Annotated in this window: 17 protein-coding genes, 1 pseudogene and 2 riboswitches; of the genes and pseudogenes, 8 read left to right on the forward strand and 10 right to left on the reverse strand. The window is 60.9% G+C overall.

What is annotated here, in order from left to right; genetic code table 11:
- Positions 1-229: 229 nt before the first annotated feature.
- Positions 230-1,354 carry an aminotransferase class V-fold PLP-dependent enzyme gene (locus BLW01_RS13790; protein WP_092570715.1) on the reverse strand — a complete coding sequence of 375 codons (1,125 nt, stop codon included), beginning with the start codon at positions 1,352-1,354 and terminating at the stop codon, positions 230-232.
- 123 nt (positions 1,355-1,477) lie between these two features.
- On the opposite strand from BLW01_RS13790, the gene BLW01_RS13795 reads away from it, so the two are divergent.
- Both BLW01_RS13795 and BLW01_RS13800 read left to right on the forward strand, forming a co-directional pair.
- A complete protein-coding gene (locus BLW01_RS13795) occupies positions 1,478-2,392 on the forward strand; it encodes a DMT family transporter (protein ID WP_175529847.1) in 915 nt (304 codons plus the stop codon).
- Positions 2,389-3,339 carry a DMT family transporter gene (locus tag BLW01_RS13800; RefSeq protein ID WP_175529848.1) on the forward strand — a complete coding sequence of 317 codons (951 nt, stop codon included), beginning with the start codon at positions 2,389-2,391 and terminating at the stop codon, positions 3,337-3,339. Before BLW01_RS13795 ends, BLW01_RS13800 begins: the two co-directional genes overlap by 4 nt.
- 4 nt (positions 3,340-3,343) lie before the next feature.
- On the opposite strand, the gene BLW01_RS13805 is transcribed toward BLW01_RS13800, so the two are convergent.
- From BLW01_RS13805 to dctP, 5 genes are all read right to left on the reverse strand, one after another.
- Positions 3,344-4,861 carry a malonate--CoA ligase gene (locus BLW01_RS13805; protein WP_092570719.1) on the reverse strand — a complete coding sequence of 506 codons (1,518 nt, stop codon included), beginning with the start codon at positions 4,859-4,861 and terminating at the stop codon, positions 3,344-3,346.
- Positions 4,858-6,213 carry a malonyl-CoA decarboxylase gene (locus tag BLW01_RS13810; protein WP_092570721.1) on the reverse strand — a complete coding sequence of 452 codons (1,356 nt, stop codon included), beginning with the start codon at positions 6,211-6,213 and terminating at the stop codon, positions 4,858-4,860. The genes BLW01_RS13805 and BLW01_RS13810 overlap by 4 nt, the downstream gene beginning before the upstream one ends.
- A 14-nt stretch (positions 6,214-6,227) precedes the next feature.
- Positions 6,228-7,562, reverse strand: coding sequence for a TRAP transporter large permease (locus BLW01_RS13815; protein WP_092570723.1), 1,335 nt, complete (start codon positions 7,560-7,562; stop codon positions 6,228-6,230).
- 2 nt (positions 7,563-7,564) lie between these two features.
- Positions 7,565-8,086: a TRAP transporter small permease subunit gene (locus tag BLW01_RS13820; protein ID WP_092570725.1), complete on the reverse strand. Its 522-nt coding sequence runs from the start codon at positions 8,084-8,086 to the stop codon at positions 7,565-7,567.
- 75 nt (positions 8,087-8,161) lie between these two features.
- Positions 8,162-9,163, reverse strand: a complete 1,002-nt coding sequence (gene dctP / locus BLW01_RS13825) for a TRAP transporter substrate-binding protein DctP (RefSeq protein WP_092570727.1) — start codon at positions 9,161-9,163, stop codon at positions 8,162-8,164.
- A 152-nt stretch (positions 9,164-9,315) separates the two neighbouring features.
- Between dctP and BLW01_RS13830 the strand changes: the two genes are divergently transcribed.
- On the forward strand, positions 9,316-9,972 hold the full coding sequence (locus BLW01_RS13830) for a GntR family transcriptional regulator (RefSeq protein ID WP_092570729.1): 657 nt from the start codon (positions 9,316-9,318) through the stop codon (positions 9,970-9,972).
- A 56-nt stretch (positions 9,973-10,028) separates the two neighbouring features.
- Here BLW01_RS13830 and thiC read toward each other — a convergent pair whose 3' ends face one another.
- The 4 genes from thiC to BLW01_RS13850 form a co-directional block, all read right to left on the reverse strand.
- On the reverse strand, positions 10,029-11,918 hold the full coding sequence (gene thiC / locus BLW01_RS13835) for a phosphomethylpyrimidine synthase ThiC (protein ID WP_092570731.1): 1,890 nt from the start codon (positions 11,916-11,918) through the stop codon (positions 10,029-10,031).
- A gap of 66 nt (positions 11,919-11,984) precedes the next feature.
- A riboswitch (TPP riboswitch) is annotated at positions 11,985-12,119 on the reverse strand.
- Positions 12,120-12,184: 65 nt separating this feature from the next.
- Positions 12,185-12,853, reverse strand: coding sequence for a thiaminase II (tenA, locus tag BLW01_RS13840; protein ID WP_092570733.1), 669 nt, complete (start codon positions 12,851-12,853; stop codon positions 12,185-12,187).
- A gap of 64 nt (positions 12,854-12,917) precedes the next feature.
- Positions 12,918-13,064, reverse strand: a riboswitch (TPP riboswitch).
- Between the two features lie 49 nt (positions 13,065-13,113).
- Positions 13,114-13,788, reverse strand: a complete 675-nt coding sequence (locus BLW01_RS13845) for a cupin domain-containing protein (protein ID WP_092570735.1) — start codon at positions 13,786-13,788, stop codon at positions 13,114-13,116.
- A 148-nt stretch (positions 13,789-13,936) separates the two neighbouring features.
- Entirely contained in the window at positions 13,937-14,686 is a 750-nt protein-coding gene (locus BLW01_RS13850; RefSeq protein ID WP_175529849.1) for a CDP-alcohol phosphatidyltransferase family protein, read from the reverse strand.
- A gap of 151 nt (positions 14,687-14,837) precedes the next feature.
- Between BLW01_RS13850 and BLW01_RS13855 the strand changes: the two genes are divergently transcribed.
- The 5 genes and pseudogenes from BLW01_RS13855 to BLW01_RS18790 form a co-directional block, all read left to right on the forward strand.
- On the forward strand, positions 14,838-15,827 hold the full coding sequence (locus BLW01_RS13855; protein ID WP_092570739.1) for a zinc-dependent alcohol dehydrogenase: 990 nt from the start codon (positions 14,838-14,840) through the stop codon (positions 15,825-15,827).
- A gap of 57 nt (positions 15,828-15,884) precedes the next feature.
- Entirely contained in the window at positions 15,885-16,283 is a 399-nt protein-coding gene (locus BLW01_RS13860; protein ID WP_092570740.1) for a 6-pyruvoyl trahydropterin synthase family protein, read from the forward strand.
- Complete coding sequence (locus BLW01_RS13865; RefSeq protein ID WP_092570742.1) at positions 16,280-17,368, forward strand: glycosyltransferase family 4 protein; 1,089 nt, start codon at positions 16,280-16,282, stop codon at positions 17,366-17,368. Before BLW01_RS13860 ends, BLW01_RS13865 begins: the two co-directional genes overlap by 4 nt.
- Positions 17,365-18,267, forward strand: a complete 903-nt coding sequence (locus BLW01_RS13870; RefSeq protein WP_092570743.1) for a class I SAM-dependent methyltransferase — start codon at positions 17,365-17,367, stop codon at positions 18,265-18,267. The genes BLW01_RS13865 and BLW01_RS13870 overlap by 4 nt, the downstream gene beginning before the upstream one ends.
- A gap of 2 nt (positions 18,268-18,269) precedes the next feature.
- A pseudogene (locus BLW01_RS18790) lies at positions 18,270-19,130 on the forward strand (lysylphosphatidylglycerol synthase transmembrane domain-containing protein); the annotation flags it as partial.
- Positions 19,131-19,174 lie beyond the last annotated feature (44 nt).

Consider the following 19,174-nt stretch of genomic DNA (forward strand, 5'->3'; position numbering starts at 1 on the left):
TATCCTGAGATGCTACGGAGCGGAAACCGCAAGGGAGTCGGGTGTCAGGCTCGGGGCGGAAAATGGGAGTCGCCGATCGAGCCTCTTCTCACGGGGATGGCATTATCGTGATCAGAGGCGGTAAAGGGAAGGGACGATTTGTCGCAGGTTGTCACATCCAGGCCCGGCGTGGCCCGTCTCGTGACGACGCATGGGGTCGTCACGAGTTGGATACAGGCCGGTCGGGCGGTTAGCGTGGCAATTGCGAGAGTGCGGTTTCCAGGTGGTCGACGGTTCGGTCGATATTCTGCAACTTGTCGAGACCGAATAGACCGATACGGAAGACCTGGAAGTCTGCTCCTTCATCACACATCAGGGGAACGCCGGCAGCGACCTGCAATCCAGCTTGCATGAATTTCGCGGCGATCGCGGGGTCGTCGCTGTAGCTGACCACGACACCGGGTGCCTGGAAGCCTTCGGCGGCGACACTGGGAAAGCCGTGTCGTTCCAGCACTGCACGGGCGCGTCTCCCCAACTGCCATTGGTCATCGCATGCCTTGTCGAAACCATAGGCTTCGTTTTCCCGCATGATGTCGCGCAGGCGACGTAGCCCGTCGGTGGGCATGGTGGCGTGGTAGGCGTGCCCGCCATTCTCGTAGGCCTGCATGATCTGGTGCCATTTACGCAGGTCGGCGGCGAAACTGGTGCTGGTGGTGGTCTCCAGTCGTTCCAGTGCCCGCGGTGACAGCATCACCATGCCGCAGCAGGGCGAACCGCTCCAGCCTTTCTGGGGAGCGCTGATCAACACATCCACGCCGGTCGCCTGCATGTCGACCCAGGCCGTTCCGGAGGCGATGCAGTCGAGCACGAACATGCCGCCGACGCGATGCACCGCCTCGGCAACCTGGCGAAGGTAATCATCGGGCAGGACCATGCCGGCGGCGGTCTCTACATGAGGAGCGAAGACCAGATCCGGTTTGTCCGTTTCGATGGCGTCCACCACGTCTTCGATGGGAGCGGGGGAAAAAGGGGATTGAGCACCGTCGGCGATCTTCCGGGCTTTCATGACTCGTGAAGACGCCGGGATATCGCCCATCTCGAAGATCTGGGTCCAGCGGTAACTGAACCAGCCGTTGCGGATCACCAGGGTCGAGGCGTTGGTAGCGAACTGGCGTGCCACGGCTTCCATTCCAAAGGTACCGCTACCGGGTACGATCACTGCCGCTTCGGCATGGTAGACTGCCTTGAGGGTATGGGAAATGTCGCGCATCACCTGCTGGAACGATTGCGACATGTGATTGAGCGATCGGTCGGTATAGACCACCGAATACTCGAGCAATCCATCCGGATCGACGTCGGGTAATAGACCGGGCATGGCATTCACTCCCTATTTCGTTATGTAACCCATTAGACTATGGCGTTGGCCGGGCCAAAAGCCAGGGAAAAACGCCGGTTTTTAGCCATCCATACAAAAAATCCCGCTAACCAGTGGAGGGGTATGCGCGCCTTCGTTCCCTATATGTTGCTGCTGCTGACCGCGATCATTTTTTCGGGCAACATCCTGGTCGGCAAGGCCCTCAGCGATTTGCCACCGTTGACCATTTCCTTCGGTCGCGTGTTCATCGCCCTGTTATTCATGATACCGCTTGGTTGGCGGCAGGCGGTAAAAGCGCGCCAAGCATTTCGTCAACACTGGGGTGTGCTGTTGGGACTGGCATTGAGTGGCGTGACATTCTTCAATGCCTTGATCTACACCTCATTGCAATACACGTCGGCCACCAATGTCGCCATCCTGGAGAGCACGATTCCGGTGGTGACGATTCTGTTCAGTTTTTTATTACTGGGTGAGCGCTATCGGCCCATCCAGTGGCTGGGTGTGGCGATGTCGCTGGCGGGAGCCATCGCGGTGATCGTCATGGCGGATTCAGCCGACGCTGGCCTGGCATCGGTCAACATCGGCGATGGCATCATGGCAGTAGCGGTACTGATGTGGGTTGGCTATTCGCTGCTGGTCAAGGATCATTTGTCGACGTTCCCACGATTCGGGGGACTGCTGGTGATGCTGGTCATCGCCAATCTCGCGCTCGCGCCCATTGCCTTGTGGGAGAATCTGGCCCTCGGGACGCCGCCGGCCCTGGATACTGGCCACTGGCTGGGATTGCTCTATCTGGGGATCTTCCCGTCCGTGGTGGCGCTGCTGTGCTATACCCGTGCCATCGGCGACGTGGGTCCCACCCAGGCAGCGGTGTTCCTCAATCTGTTACCGATCTTCACCATGCTCGGCGCCTGGTGGTTGCTGGGCGATCGCATCCTGCCGGCGCAGATCGTGGGCAGTATTGTCGTGATCGCCGGTGTCGTCCTGACCACTCGCGAGCGAAGGTCCGCCCACGTTGAATCGGAGTCAGTTTCATGACGTCACAACGCTCGTCATCCATATCGTCCGCAGCCCCGGACACGCCGGCGGTTTTCTCTCGCCAACTGGCCATCGCCATCCTGATGAGCGTGGCCTGCCTGTTTGCCTCGAATCATGTGGCCGCCCGCATCGCTTTCGATGCCGACACCGGCTTGCTATTGGCCGTGCTGGCGCGTTCGGGCGTGGCGATCGTCGTGCTGTCGGCGATCGTGGTCTGGCGGCGCGAAACCCTGGCGGTTCCGTCGGGACAACGACGCTGGCAGCTGTTGGTCGGTTTTCTGATTACCCTGCAGAGCTTGTGTCTCTATTCAGCCGTTGCTCGGGTGCCGGTGGCCGTGGCATTGCTGTTGATGAATACCTTCCCCATCCAGTTGGCCCTGTTGACCTGGGCGCTGGGCGGTGCACGGCCATCACTACGGGCAAGCCTGATCATGGGCGGTATCCTGATCGGTCTAGTGCTGGTGCTCGACATCCCCACCTGGTTGTCCCGGCCGGAAGCGATGGGGCCGCAATGGCTGCCGGGAATCCTTTTCGGTGTGGGGGCGGCCTCGGCATTTTCCTGTGCACTATGGGTCACCGATCGCAAGCTGAAAGGCCTCGACGGTGCCGTGCGCACCCTGCTGACGATGGTTACCGTCTTCATTTGCATGGTGCTCGCCGGTATGTCGGGAATACTGCCGGGTGGTCTGGCAACCCCGAGCCGTATCGAGGGCTGGTATGGCCTGATCCTGCTGGCGGTGCTCTACGGTGTCGGCTTTTCGGTCCTCTTCACCTGCGTCCCACGGCTCGACATGCCGCGTAATGCCCCGGTCATGAATATCGAGCCGGTGGCCGCCCTGTTGCTGGGCTACCTGGTGCTCGGCCAGGTTCTGACCCCCATCCAGCTAATGGGCGGTGCGGTCGTGCTGGCCGGTATCGTGGTGCTGAGCGTGTCGAAGGGGCGTTGATGGCTCACCGATAACTATCCCGGAACTGCTGGCGAAGCTGGTTCTTCTGTACCTTGCCCATGGTGTTGCGAGGCAGGCTGTCGACGAAGAAGATCCGCTTGGGTTGCTTGTAGCGCGCCAGTCGGCCGTCGAGAAAGGACAGCACCTTGTCCTCGTCGATATCGGCATCGGCGTCGGGGACCACGACAGCGGTCACCCCCTCGCCGAAATCCGGATGGGGCACCCCGATCACCGCGGATTCCACGACCCCTTCGAGTTCGTCGATCACCTGTTCGACTTCCTTGGGGTAGACGTTGTAGCCCCCGGAGATGACCAGGTCCTTGTCGCGGCCGACGATGTGGACGTAATCGCGTTCATCGACCATGGCCAGGTCGCCGGTGATGAAGAAGCCATCGTCGAGCAGTTCTTCGCGGGTTTTCTCGGGCATGCGCCAGTACCCGATGAAGACGTTTGGTCCGCGTACCTGAAGCATGCCGATGTCCCCCTTGGGAACCTCGTCGCCGGTTTCGCGATCGGTGATACGGATCTCCACGCCGGGCAGGGGAAAACCCACCGTGCCGGCACGACGTTCCCCATCGTACGGATTGGAGGTGTTCATGTTGGTTTCGGTCATGCCGTAACGTTCGAGGATGGCATGCCCGGTCCGCTGCTCGAATTCCCGATGGGTTTCGGCGGTCAATGGCGCCGAACCGGAGATGAACAGGCGCATGTTGGCGGTGAGTTCGGGTGTCAGCCGTTCGTCCTGAAGCAACCGGGTATAGAAGGTCGGGACGCCCATCATCACCGTGCCCTGTGGTAGCTCATCCAGGATCGCCTCGGCATCGAATCGTGGCAGGAAGCGCATGCTTGACCCCACCATCAGCGAGACGTTGCACGCTACGAACAGTCCGTGGGTGTGGAAGATCGGCAGTGCGTGGATCAGTCGGTCATCGGCGCTGAAGCGCCAGTACTTGACCAGTGCCTCGGCATTGGAACTCAGGTTGCGATGGGTGAGCATGGCGCCCTTGGAGCGACCGGTGGTGCCCGATGTATAGAGGATGGCCGCCAGGTCGTTCTCTTCCCGCATGACGATATCGGTGCGGGGCGCAGTCTGTTCGGCAATGTCCATCAGGCTGCCGTCGGCGTTGGTACCCAGTGTGGCGACTTGTGGGCAACCGGCGGCAGTGGCCACGCGTTCGGCATCCGGGCGATCGGCAGGTCGGCAAACGAAGAGTGCCGGTTCGGCATCGCTCAGGAAGTAGTGAACCTCGTCGCTCGTATAACCGGTGTTCAAGGGCAGGTAAACGCCACCGATCCGTAGTGTGGCGAGATAGAGCAGGATCGTCTCCGGGCTCTTGTCGACCTGCACCGCGACCCGATCACCGGGAGTGACCCCGAGTTTGGTGAGGGCCCCGGCCAGACGCTCGGTGGCATCGAGTGCTTCCTGGTAAGCGTAGCGACGACTATCGCGGGTACCGATGAAATCGGCATCACCGCGCGTTCGCATGCGTCGTTCGAAGATGGCGAAGAGGTTATGGTTCATTTGACAGTCTCTCCCTTGGCCAGCTTCCTGGCTTTACGGGCCAGGTCACGGACCTCGCTGGAACGGGCCACGGTGGCGTTGGCGATGTAGTTTTCGTGGTTGCGCTCGATATTGTCGAGGACATAGAGGTAGTTGACCATCAACCCGACGGCTTGCTTGAGACCTTTGGTGGAGACGTCGCCAAGCCAGTTGATGCGATGCAATTCCGCGCCATTGCCCAGATGAAAACGCGCCACTGGGTTGAGCGGCAGTCCACGGCTGTTCTTCTCGTCGACCAGATAACGGGCTGCCAAGGGTTTGATCACGGACTTGAGTCGTTCGCAGCGCTCGACATCGGCATGCCAGTCAGGCGTATCGAGTTCGGCGAGCGTGTCCAGCACGTCCTTGGATAGCGTCTCGTTCTCACGTTGTTCGGCCAGCCAGTGAGCGAAGCCCGGGACGGGGGAAAGAGTCACGAAATGCTTGAGTTGGGGCAGTTCCTGTTTGAGTTCCTGCACCACCTGTTTGATCAGGAAGTTGCCGAAGGAAATGCCGCGCAGCCCCATCTGACAGTTGCTGATACCGAAGAAGGCAGCGCTGTCCGCGGATTCCGGATCCTGAACGCCTGAGTCGTCGCCGGTAAGAATCGGTTGAATGCGGTCGGGCAGTCCCTTGTGAAGTGCCACCTCCACGAAGATCAACGGGTCATCGCCGATGGCCGGGTGGAAAAAGGCGAAACAGCGCCGGTCCCGGGCATCGAGGCGACGGCGCAGATCGTTCCAGTCGCGAATCTCATGCACGGCTTCGTAGTGGATGATCTTTTCCAGAATCGAGGCCGGTGTATTCCAGTCGATACGCTTGAGTACCAGGAAACCGCGATTGAACCAGGAGCCGAAGAGATGAGCGAAATCAGCGTCGATAGGTGTCAGCTCCGGTCGGTCGCGCAATAAGGCCAGCAGGTCTTCACGCATGTGCACCAGTTCCGTGGTGCCACCGCTGGTCAGATTGAGACGCCGGATCAGTTCCTGGCGTCGCGGCTCGCATGCCCTGAACAACGCCCCCAGACTGTCGTTGTCTCGCCGCTCGGCATAACGAGTGTAGGCCGCGTCGATCGCGTCAGGGTCGGCGGCAAAGTCGTCGGCCAGTCGCTCGAAGAAGCGTTCGCGTTCGTCAGTGCCAAGCCGTTGATACATGCCGAGCGTTCGACTCGCCAGGGCAATACTGGACGCCTCGCCGTCACTGGCCAGCAGGGTGTGGCACGCCTCGATGAGGCGCCGGTGATCCGGAGGCTCTCCATCGCCCTGTCGGCGCCGCAACAGCGCATCGCGCTGGGTGATGGATTGAAACAACTCTTGCAGGAAGGTCATGTTCATGATCGCGGAGTCCTTCAGCTCATCACCAGATCGGGCAACCAGGTAGCCAGTCCCGGGAAGAAGCACAACAGGAGGATGCCTAGCACCATGCACAGGGCATAGGGCAGGCTGCCGAGTAATACGTCTCGTAGTGAAATATCCGGTGCAATACTGTTGATAATGAACAGGTTCAAGCCGACCGGCGGCGTGATCAGTCCGATCTCCAGGTTGATGGTCAGTACCACGGCGAACCAGTAAGGATCGAAGTCGGCAGCCAGAATGATCGGCATCAGGATCGGCGCGGTCATCACGATCACCGCCACCGGTGGCAGGAAGAAACCGGCTACCAGCAAAAAGATATTGATCACGCCCATCAGAACCCAGCGATTGACTTCCAGGTCGGCAATCGCTCCGGCCACGGTCTGGGTGATGAACAGAGAGGACAGGGCATAGGCGAAAACTTCGGCGGCGGCAATGATCAACATGATCATCACGCTCTCACGCAACGAATCACGCATGATCAGCTTGATCGGCCCGATTTGCCACATGCGATAGATAAGGATCGCCAGTGCCAGGCATAGTATGGCGCCCACACCGGCGGCTTCTGACGGCGTGGCCACACCGCCGTAGAGAGCGAACAGGATTCCCAGTACCACGACCAGAAAGGGGAGAACCCGCACCAATGCCTTGAGATTGGCATCGATGTTTTCACGCATGTTGCGTTTGAGGCTCTCGGTAGTCGTTGCCAGCGGATTGTGGTATCCCCCGGCCAGTTTGCAGGCGATCAGCGTCCAGGCCATGAACAGCCCCGCCAGCATGAAGCCTGGGATTACGCCGGCAATGAATAGTCTGCCGATGGAGGTTTCGGTGGAGATGCCGTAGATGATCATCGTCACCGAGGGGGGAATGAGGATGCCCAGTGTGCCACCAGCGGCGATACAGCCGGCGGCCACGCCGTCCGGATAGCCACGGGTACGCATTTCGGGGATGCCCATCTTGCCGATGGCTGCACAGGTCGCCGGCGAGGAGCCGGACAGGGCGGCGAAAATCGAGCAGGCGCCGATGTTGGAGATCGCCAGCCCTCCAGGCAGTCGGCCCAGCCACAGGTCCAGCGAGCGATAAAGGTCGCGCCCGGTGGGTGAGGACGCCACCGCGGCGCCCATCAGGATGAACATGGGGATGGCGATGAAGCCGAATTCGGCGATCCGGTCGAAAAACGTCTCACCGAAATAGGTGAGTTCCGCGATGCCGCGACTGCTGACCAGAGCGATCAGTGAGATGCCGCCCAGGGCGAAGGCTATCGGCATGCCGATGCCCATCAGTACGATCAGCCCGATGGCGACGAGGATACCGGCGGTAATGGGATCCATACTCACTCCTCCCCACGCAGGATTTCGGCAATGTACTGCAAGGACAACTGGGTCGCGCCTATGGCCATGGGCAGGACTGCCGGCCATAACGGTGGGTTCCATACCGAACCGGTTGTCCAGCCGCCATGCCAGGCTTCATACACATACACCCATGAGGCGTAGGCGAGGCAGGCGCAGAAGGCCAGTCCACATAACGACGCAGCCAGGTTCATCAACTTGCGAGGCATACCGTTGAGCTTGTCCGGCAGTACGCGTACGGCTACATGTCCACCGGTCAACAACACATAAGGGCTACCCAACAGCATCGCGCCCGTGACCGAGAAAACCGTGAACTCGGTCTGCCAACTGGTACTCATACCGAGTACGTAACGTACGAAGACCATTTGGGTGACCGCCAATGTACCGCCGATGAACAGTGCGGCTGCCAGATAAGCCAAGGCTTGACTGATAGCATCCATCAGCCGGATGTAGCCGCCGACGATCACGCTGCGAGAGGGGGCCGAGGATGACGTCGTATGAGACATGGATCTCTCCGGAATAACAGGATGTCCGCCCCCGAAGGGGCGGTCCCTCCGGTCCGCAGGGCGTGCGGCCGGGGATCACTCCACTGCGAGAGCGGCGTCGATGATCGCCTGACCGTTCTCGACTTCCTCGGCAAAGTTCTTGTAGGAGGTTTCCTTGGCAATCTCCAGCCAGGCGTTGTAGTCCTCCTCTGACATGCTGACGACTTCGACGCCGTTCTCTTCGAATACTTCGACCATCTTGTCGTCCAGGCCGGCAGCCTCGTTGGCGAAGAATTCTTCCGCCTCTTCCGCTGCGGCCATCAGGGCCGCCTGCTGTTCTTCATCGAGGTCCTGCCAGCTCTGTTCGGAGATCAGGATCGGTTCATACATGAACCACAGCGCATAGTCGCCCGGCTCGGTCAGGCACTCCACCTGCTCGTAGAGTCGGAAGGAAACGAACGACATGGACGAGGTGTTGGCGGCATCCAGTACGCCGGTCTGCATGGCGGTGTAGATCTCCGAAGAAGGCATGGAGGAGATCGACGCACCGGCGGCTTCCAGCATTTGCTCGAACGCCGGACCCGCGGCACGGAAATTCTGGCCTTCGACGGTATCCGGTGAGGTGATGCAGCGTTCGCTGGATGCGAAACCACCGGCCAGCCAGGCATCTGACAGCACGCGGGCACCGCCTTCCTGAATGACGTCCTTGATCATGTCCATGTATTCGGAGTCATTGAGACGCTGGGCATGCTCATGGTTGCGGACCAGGCCGGGCATCAACGTGGCGGAGAACTCAGGGTGGCGACCACTGGCATAGTCCAGCGGTAGAGCGGTAATGTCGAGGCGGCCACGAACCAGGGCGCCCCACTGTTCATCAGCCTTGAACAGTGACTGGCCCGGATGGACTTCGATTTCCAGGCCGACATCGGCTTCGGCGACGCGTTCGGCCAGCATCTGCACCATTTCGTCACGGACGTCCCCCTGGCCGCCGGGGAATTGGTGGGAGGCGCGCAATACGGTGTCGGCGGACGCAAGAGAACTGGCTGTCAGCGCCGCCAGCGATAACGCTGTGACGGCGGGAGTGAGTGGGCGTGTCATGATAGCTCCAATAGATTGTTGTTGTGGTATCTCATATTCATCAGCACTGCTGATGTATACTTCTATAGGCCTATAGATATACTAGTGTCAAACGTCCCGGGGTAGACAATGGTGGTAGAGCGAGCGAAGCCCATGCAGGAAGGAGAGATGGCATGAAGCGATCCAATGCCCAGCGGCTGCGAGACTCTCTGGAAAATGACATCATCAATGGCCATCGGGTGCCCGGGGAGCGCCTGGATCCCGATACCCTGTGTCGCGAGTTCGATGTCTCCCGTACCCCGGTACGTGAAGCGATCCAGCAATTGGTCGCCAGCGGCCTGGTTACGGTGTCACCCAAGAAAGGGACCTTCGTGGCCAAGGTCGGAATCGAACAGTTGATCGAGATGTTCGAGGTGATGGCCGAGTTGGAGGGGATGTGCGGACGCCTGGCAGCGCGGCGGATCAGTGCCGCGGAACTTGCGTCACTCAGCGCCACTCTCGAGCGCTGTGAAGCTGCGGCCGCGGCAGGCGATACCGACGAGTATTATTACGAGAACGAAGCTTTCCACGAGTGTATCTATGCGGCCAGTCATAATGGTTTCCTGGCCGAAGAAGCGCGGCAGTTGAAGCAGCGGCTCAAGCCCTACCGGCGTCTTCAGTTACAGGTGCGCAAGCGTATGAACCACTCGATGAACGAACATCGACGCATTGTCGAAGCGATCGTCGATGGTGATGCCGAGCGGGCACAGCAGGAATTGCGCGATCACGTCCTGATCCAGGGCGAGCGTTTCAGCGATTTCGTCGCCAGCGTCAAATCGCTGGGCGTCTGATGCGGTTCGCGGCACGACGCAGGGGGCACCCCCGCGTCGCTGAATCGTGACCGGGTTCACACCTCCTTATACAACTCGGCCCCTTGCTGGCGGAACTTCTCGGCCTGTTCCTCCATGCCTTTCTTGATCGCTTCCTCGTCGCCGGTCAGGCCCTTCTCCCGCGCGTAGTCACGAACTTCATGGCTGATCTTCATCGAGCAGAACTTCGGTCCGCACATGGAGCAGAAATGCGCGACCTTGGCGGAGTCCTTGGGTAGGGTTTCGTCGTGGTACGCGCGGGCGGTGTCCGGGTCGAGCCCCAGGTTGAACTGATCCTCCCAGCGGAATTCGAAACGTGCCTTGGACAGGGCGTTGTCGCGGCGTTGGGCGGCCGGATGACCTTTGGCCAGATCGGCGGCGTGCGCGGCGATCTTGTAGGTGATGATGCCGGTCTTGACGTCGTCCTTGTTGGGCAGGCCGAGGTGCTCCTTGGGTGTGACATAGCAGAGCATGGCGCAGCCGTACCAGCCGATCATCGCCGCCCCGATCCCCGAGGTGATGTGGTCGTAGCCCGGGGCGATATCGGTGACCAGCGGCCCCAGGGTATAGAAGGGCGCTTCGTCACAGTACTCGAGCTGCTTGTCCATGTTCTCTTTCACCAGATGCATGGGCACGTGGCCGGGGCCCTCGATCATCACCTGCACGTCATGCTTCCAGGCAACCTTGGTGAGTTCGCCCAGAGTGCGGAGCTCGGCCATCTGCGCCTCGTCGTTGGCGTCGGCCACCGAGCCCGGGCGCAGACCGTCGCCTAGGGAGAAGGCCACGTCATAGGCCTTCATGATCTCGCAGATGTCTTCGAAGTGGGTATAGAGAAAGCTTTCCTCATGGTGGAACAGGCACCACTTGGCCATGATCGAGCCACCGCGGGAGACGATGCCGGTGACCCGGTCGGCGGAAAGGGGCACGAACGGTAATCGCACGCCGGCATGGATGGTGAAGTAGTCCACCCCCTGTTCGGCCTGCTCGATCAGCGTATCGCGGAACACCTCCCAGGTCAGGTCCTCGGCGACGCCATTGACCTTCTCCAGCGCCTGGTAGATGGGTACGGTGCCGATCGGTACCGGCGAGTTGCGAATGATCCACTCGCGGGTCTCGTGAATGTTCTGGCCGGTGGAAAGATCCATGATGGTGTCGGCACCCCAGCGGATGCCCCAGGTCATCTTGTCGACTTCTTCCTCGATGGAGGAGGTCACCGCCGAGTTGCCCAGGTTGCCATTGATCTTCACCAGGAAATTGCGACCGATGATCATCGGCTCGGTTTCCGGGTGATTGATGTTGTTGGGAATGATGGCGCGACCTTCGGCGACCTCGCGGCGCACGAACTCCGGGGTGATCTCCTCGGGCAGTTTGGCGCCGAAGCCTTGCCCGGCGTGCTGATGGCCCAGAATGCGTTCCACCTCGTCGGATCCCAGTGCCTGACGACGCTGGTTTTCGCGGATGGCGATGAATTCCATTTCCGGCGTGATGATGCCCTGGCGAGCATAGTGGAGTTGGGTGACATTCCTGCCGGACTTCGCCCGTCGCGGTGTGCGGGTCAGGTCGAAACGCAGCGGCGCGAGCATCGGGTCGTTGGCGCGTCGCCGCCCGTACTCGCTGGTCGGTCCGTCGAGCCATTCGGTATCGTCACGCTCGTCGATCCAGCGCCGTCTCAGTTCCGGTAGTCCCTTGCGCAGATCGATGTCGGCATCGGGATCGGTATAGGGGCCGGACGTATCGTAGACCAGCAGCGGAGGGTTCTCCTCATCGGTTCCAGACGTCTTGGTCGGCGACAGTGATATCTCCCGAAAGGGCACGCGGATGTCTTCCCGTGAGCCTTCGGCGTAAATCTTGCGCGAACCGGGCAGGGCGTGAACGGCTGCGTCGTCGACGTGCGCGGTTTCAGCGAGAAAGTGATGGGTAGTGGCCATCGGTGTTGCTCTCCCATTGTCATGGGGAGGTCGCGAAGGTAGGACAGTGGCAGGTATCGGTTGTCGTCCTGCATGTCGCTTGATCCCTACGCTGGTACCCTCCCGAAGGAATTAACCAGTTCAGGTTCAACGGGCCCCATGCTCGGCGTTGATGACGCTGCATGATCTCAGCCGGTTCCACCGGCACCCCGTCAAGCGATGGCATCGCGCTGCGCGATACCTGGATGGCCGAACGGGAACCCCGTCCGGCCGTGGCAATGGGACGGTCAGTCGGCCTGATCCAATCCCATCTGCCAGAAGTCGATCTCCAGTCGGGTCGCATCATGAAAGACCGTGGTCAGCTCGTGGAAACGTGCCGGGGTCACGTCGTTCAAGCTTGCGTTCAACCAGTTCCTCTCGCGTTCCATGGCGTCCTGAAATTCCCGGCTTTCATACATGGCGATCCAGGCATCGAAAGGGTTGTCATTGCCTCTGACGGTAAACGACTGCCGGTTCAACCAGTTGGCGATTTCGCCGTAACCGACCAGGCAGGGGGCGAGCGCCACGTGCAGGTCGAGCAGGTCACCGCGCGCTCCGATATCCAGCACGTAGCGGGTATAGGCCAGTGTGGCCCGTGCTTCGGGCAGTTTGCTCAGTTGCTGTTCGTCGATTCCCCATGCCCGGCAATAGTCGATATGGAGATCGAGTTCCATATCGAGGATGGTCTTCAACTCGTCATAGGCATGACGCAACTCACCGATCGAGCGACTCTTGTAAATGGCCAGCGCAAAGGCGCGGGCGAAATGGATCAGGAACAGGTAGTCCTGCTGAAGGTAGTGGCGAAAGGCGTCTGCCGGCAGGGTGCCTGCCCCGAGCTGGCGGACGAAGTCATGCTCGATATAGCGCGCCCAATCGTCCTGGCAGGCGGCTTTCAGATCGTCGAAGCGATACCCCATGTCAACTCCATTCATGCGTCGATCCGGGCTGAAGGAGCAGGGGTGGTACGGAAGGATAAAAACAGACCGAGCCACGCCTGATTCCCTACGCCGGTTCAGCGGTGCATCGCACCCTTTACCCGGATCAGGTTCAACGGGATCGGCGCTCGGGAGCCGTTCTGCCACTCCTGCGCCATCTCAGCCGGTTCCACCGGCACCCCGTCAAGCGAGTGTGGTTTAGTCTAGCAGCTTGTACGCGGCTTGCCATCCATGGACCCTGTTCATGGTGGCGTCTCTGTTGTTGCATGGGCCAGATGGCCAGTCTTGAGGTAGACGGTTGCGCCTTGGGTGCCCGCGATGACATCCGGGTAGTGGCCTGGGGGGAGACGTATCCAACCGCCGCGAGGATAGGATCGGTCGGCGACCATTACATCTCCGGCCAGTACCAACATCTCGGCGCTGTCTACCGGATCGGCAAACATGACTTCATCCGGCGCCACGCGCTGTATACAGACCCGTTCGAGGTCGTCGGAGAAAAGCGGACAGACATCGCGACCATTCCGAGACAACCAGGAAGACGGATCATGGGTATCGATGCGTACCCTGTGGGTGTCGTCAGGTCTCATCTGCCAGAGTTTCACAAGGATGGTGGCGCCGTCCTCGCTCGATGGTTGATGGGACGAGCCGGGGGGGTTACGCACGTACCAGCCGGCTGGGTAATCGCCTTCCTCGTCAGAGAAGACCCCGGACAGCACGAATATCTCTTCCCCGCCCGGGTGCTGGTGGCGTGGGAAATGAGAGTTGGGTGCGTATCGCACGATACTGGTCGCACGCGCCTTTTCTTCCCCGACACGGTCAAGCATCACTCGCTCGACCCCCATCTGCGGCGAGTCAACCCATTGGTATTCCTCGGGTGCCATCGTCGCGCGGCGCGTAAAATCGGCATTGATTAGCATAGACGGACTCCCGGTGTGCCGATCAAGTGCAGCAAGCTGGTGGTGGCAGGTAAAGCTTGCTCTCTCGAGGCGTGTTATCTGCAGTATAGTGAACCGCGACCGACTCTGAGGCCACCGTCGACATCCTCGATGGCGTTTAGGAGACGCATCAGGTGGCGTTGACCGTGTGCTGTCGGTACAACCAGAGGCCATCGATAAGAAACGAGCTCGATAGCAGCAACAAGGAGAGGGCTGCCAAGCCCGTCGCAGTGGTTTCGGAAATGAAAGGAAGCAGAATCACCAACAGGGTGATGACCTGCCAGACACAGAAGGTCTTGCGGCGTCGGCTCTCGGGGAGATCGGCGCGCAGCCAGGGCCAGGCCCAGCTCGCGGCGACGAAGAGGTAGCGCAGTGCGCCGATGGCGAGGATCCAGGGAGCCACCTTGTCGAGCTGCATGACCGCAACGCACAGCATCAGGATGAAGAATGCGTCCAGCTCCATGTCGAAACGGGCACCGAAGGTGCTTGTCGTTGCCGTTCGCCTCGCCACCCAACCGTCCACGCCGTCGAGAAGCAGAGCGACCAGTGCTATCCCCATGACGAGCTCGACATGGCGGGTTAGCAGTGTCGGCATCCATAGCAATCCCGTGAAGATCGCAATCAGTACACCGCGCAACAGTGTAATACGGTTGGCCCAACCGAACCCCGAGCGTCCAGTCGGCCACCATCCTAACAGCAGTCCCGCCATGCCGAGATAGAGGCTGCCGACTCCCAGGTGGAGCGTGATAGGCGCTGTCGTGAGCAGACGCACGATTTCGGTGAGCAAGGCGACAATCAGTAAGCCGGCACCTAATTCCCGTACCGCTGAATGGGCAATGGGTACGAGCGTCCCCGGTCGAATAGCGAAACGTCTTGCCATGACAGCGTCTCCTCGAGGCGGCGACAGCCGTGCTTCTCCTTCTATGCTGATAGCGTAGTGCATAACGTCTGTCTATAGGGAGAGTGATGCAATTCTATTGCTAAAGTACATGTTATGTACAACTATTGAGTCATGACAGGAATCAAGACGGATGATGATGTCGAAACAAGCAACGGCATTCTGGACGGCCGCAGCGGGGCGGGGTGAGTTGCGCGATGAAGCGCTTGAGCCGCCCGACGATACGGAAGTCCTGATCGACACCCATTACTCGGCTATCAGCCGCGGGACCGAATCGCTGGTCTTTGCCGGACGTGTGCCGCCCAGCGAGTATCAGCGGATGCGCGCCCCGTTCCAGGAGGGGGAGTTCCCGTTTCCGGTCAAGTATGGCTATGCCAGTGTCGGGCGAGTCGAGCAGGGCTCCCCCGATCTGCAAGGACGCGAGGTCTTCTGTCTGCATCCGCATCAGGATCGCTATGTGGTGCCGGCCGAAGCGGTCATTCCGCTGCCCCCGGGGATCCCGGCGGAACGGGCCGTGCTGGCGGCCAACATGGAGACGGCGGTCAACGCCCTGTGGGATGCCATGCCGATGATCGGGGATCGTATCTGTGTCGTTGGCGGTGGGGTGATCGGCATGCTGGTGGCGTATCTGTGCGCAGGCGTCCCCGGGACGCATACCTGCCTGATCGATATCGCGTCGCAACGTCAGGCGTTGGCCGAGGCGTTGGGTATCGGTTTCCAATTGCCCGAGATGGCACCAACGGATAACGACCTGGTCATCCATGCCAGTGGATCGCCGTCGGGGTTATCCCAGGCATTGGCTTTGGCCGGTTATGAGGCCACGCTATTGGAAATGAGTTGGTACGGGGATCAGGATGTTCCGTTGCCGCTGGGTAGCGCATTCCACTCACAACGCCTGACGTTGCGTTCCAGCCAGGTCGGTGGCATCCCCGCAGCCCGACGGGCACGCTGGAGTCATCGTCGTCGCCTGAGTCTGGCGTTGTCATTGCTCGATGATCCGCGCCTGGATGTTTTGATCAGTGGCGAAAGCGATTTTCGTGAACTCCCGTCCCTGATGCCGGTTCTGATGAATGATGAGGGAAAGACACTTTGTCACCGCATTCGTTACGACGCCCAACGGTGACAGCGGCACCGACAGGGCGGCGTCAGTCCAGTGGTGGCCGAGACAAGGAGATATCTTATGTACAGCCTGACCGTGCGTGATCATTTCATGATTGCCCACAGCTTCGATGGTGACGCCTTCGGACCCGCCCAACGGACCCATGGCGCCACCTATGTGACCGATGTGACCTTCCGGCGTCCGGAACTCGACGACAACGATCTGGTGGTCGATATCGCTCTGGCAGGTCAGGTACTCGGCGAGGTATTGAACGAATTTCACCTGAGTAATCTCGATGATGTCGAGGCATTCAAGGGGCGCAATACCACGACGGAGTTCATGGCTCACGTCATTTTCGAGCGACTTTCCACCGCCATTCGGCAAGGCCGTCTGGGTGAACACGCCAAGGGACTGACGGCTCTCTGTGTGACACTGCATGAATCCCATGTCGCCTGGGCCAGCTATGAGGGGGCGCTGTGAGCGCGGATCTGACATTGATCGTCGCCGGCGACCCTGGTCAGTTGACGGGCGGATATGTCTATGATGCCCGTATCGTGGCGGCCCTGCGCGATCTGGGCTGGCATGTCGATGTCATTGGGCTGGAAGGACGCTTTCCGGATGCCGACGAGACCGCTCGCCAGGCAATGGGCGGCACCTTGTCCGCGCTGCCGGATGGGGCGCGGGTGGTCATCGATGGCCTGGCCATGGGGGGATTGCCGGGGCCGGTGTCGCAGGCGGCACACCGTCTCGACATCACCGCGTTGATCCATCATCCATTGGCGGATGAAACCGGGCTGGATGAGACACGGCGCATGGCCCTGCTGGCCAGCGAGACACGGGCGCTGGCTGCGGTGGGGCGCGTGATCGTCACCAGCGATTTTACCGCGCGTCGGCTGGCGAGCTGGCATGTACCGCCGGAGCAGATTGCGGTGGTCGAACCCGGCGTTGTGTCGGCACCACTGGCTGCCAGTGCGACCGACGGGGATGACGCCGAGCGTGAGCAACGTCTGTTGTGTGTGGCCACCGTCACTCCCCGCAAGGGGCACGACCTGCTGATCGAGGCGTTGGCGGGACTGAAGGATAGACACTGGCGATGCGATTGTGTCGGGGGACGGGATCGCGATCCATCACATGACGCGCGGGTGGCCAGGCTGATTCATAGTCATGCGCTCGATTCGCGTATCGTATTGCAGGGCGAGCGATCCCCTGACAACCTGGAAGCGTTTTATGCCGAGGCGGATCTCTTCGTGCTTCCCTCTTACTATGAGGGATATGGCATGGTCGTCACCGAGGCGTTGGCTCATGGCCTGCCGGTACTGACGACGACGGGGGGTGCTCTGGCCCACACCTTGGCGAAAGACGCCGGTGCGGCGGTGCCACCGGGCGATATCGATGCGCTGGGCGATGCATTGCGTCGCTGGCTGGATTCACCGCAGTGGCGTCGGCAGTTACGCCATGGGGCCCGTCAGGCACGTGACCGTTTGCCTCGCTGGCAGGATGCCGGGCAGGCATTTGCTGATGCGTTGCTAAGGTCACCCGTCATGCCGTCGGGAGGGTCGTCATGACGCTCGCTGCCGATGATCTGGCATTCACGTCACCTTGGCTGGCGCAACGCGAGCCGGCCGATATCCAGGCGCGTAACAGGGATTTGACTGCACGCTGTGCCGACTGGTTGGCGCGACATCGGAAAGGCACTCAGCAGCATGTGGCGTGTCTCGATCTCGGCTCCGGTGCCGGTGCCAATCCCGCCTATCTGGCGCCCAGGTTACCGGGGCCACAGTCCTGGTGCTTGGTCGATAACGATGTCAGCTTGTTGCCGACGGCCGAGAAACGTGGCCGCTCGCTACACGATGCCGGTAACCGGCCCATTCGTCTGTCCACAACGGTCCGTGACTTGCGGGAGCTGCGCCACGATCCACTGGCACTGGACGATCTGGTGGCGGTTGCCGACCTGGTGACCGCATCGGCCCTGTTCGATCTGGTCTCTCACTCTTGGGTTGCTCGCCTGGCCGATGCCTGTGCGCGCCACGATGCGTCGGTACTTTTCACTCTCAGCATCGATGGTGACTGGGCGTTTACCGAGGCGGGCCAGCGCCTCGCGATTTCACCGGAAGATGACTGGATACGCGAGACCCTGGCGGTTCATCAGTATCGTGACAAAGGCTTCGGGCCGGCTCTGGGAGGTGATGCGCCGACAAGGCTGGCTCAGATATTCAGCGCCCGAGGATACCGAGTATGGAAACGGCCGAGCCCCTGGATTCTGCGCCCCGAACAGCCCGAGTCGATACCGCTGGCGTTGGCGATGATCCAAGGGTGGGCGATGGCAGTGGAGGAACAGTGCCCTGATACAGCCGATCGTGTTCGCGCCTGGCACCGCGATCGTCATGATGCCTTGACCGCCGGGACATTGGGGCTGATGGTCGGCCACAGGGACCTGTTCGCCATCGCTGGGGACGGGGAGTGATCATGGCTTGGCAGCGTCTGTTGCGGATCGTGCTCAGCCTGGTGGTGCTGATAGGCCTGGCCTGGTGGCTGGATCTGGCAGCGATCGCTGCTGAGGTGCAGCGACTGGACCCGCTGTGGCTGTTGCTGGGACTGATGCTTTCCGTGCCGCAGATGTGGCTGTCGGCCTGGCGTTGGCGTCTGACCGCTCGGGCACTGGGATTGAGGCTGGTCTGGCGACGGGCGCTGGGTGACTACTATCTGGCAACCTTCCTCAATCAGGTGTTACCCGGTGCGGTACTGGGCGATGCGGCCCGGGCCTGGCGTCACGCCCGAGCCAGTGGTATGGCAGGCGGCGCCTGGCGGGCGGTGATCATCGAGCGGCTGTCGGGACAGCTCGTGATGCTGTTGGCGCTGGTGCTGGCCCTGGCACTGTCGCCGCTCTGGCATGAGGCCCTTGGCCGCGTGACGGGGTCGTTGTCGATGAGTATCGAGTGGCTGGTGGCGGGGAGCGTCATCATTGGCGGAACGGTCGCCTTTCATCGCCACCATGTACGTTGCCCCGCCGCGATTCGCACGCTGGTTCACGACTGCCGACGCGCACTACTCGTCGACCGAATCTGGCGTCGCCAGTTACCGGCGTCCGTGCTGGTGATCGCCACTTATGCCCTGATCTTCGTCTGCGCGGCCCGCGCCATTGGCAACGACCTGCCGACGACCTCCCTGCTGGCGCTGGTGCCTCCGGTACTGTTGGCGATGCTGATTCCGCTCTCGGTGGCCGGCTGGGGGTGGCGTGAAGGTGCCGCTGCGTTGGTCTGGAGCAGCGTCGGGTTACCGGCGGCACAGGGTGTGGCCATCTCGCTCAGCTATGGCGTACTGGTGTGGCTGGCGAGCCTGCCGGGGATGCTGTGTCTCATATCGCGTCGACG

It is taken from the genome of Aidingimonas halophila (assembly GCF_900106955.1).
GTDB classification, from domain to species: domain Bacteria; phylum Pseudomonadota; class Gammaproteobacteria; order Pseudomonadales; family Halomonadaceae; genus Aidingimonas; species Aidingimonas halophila.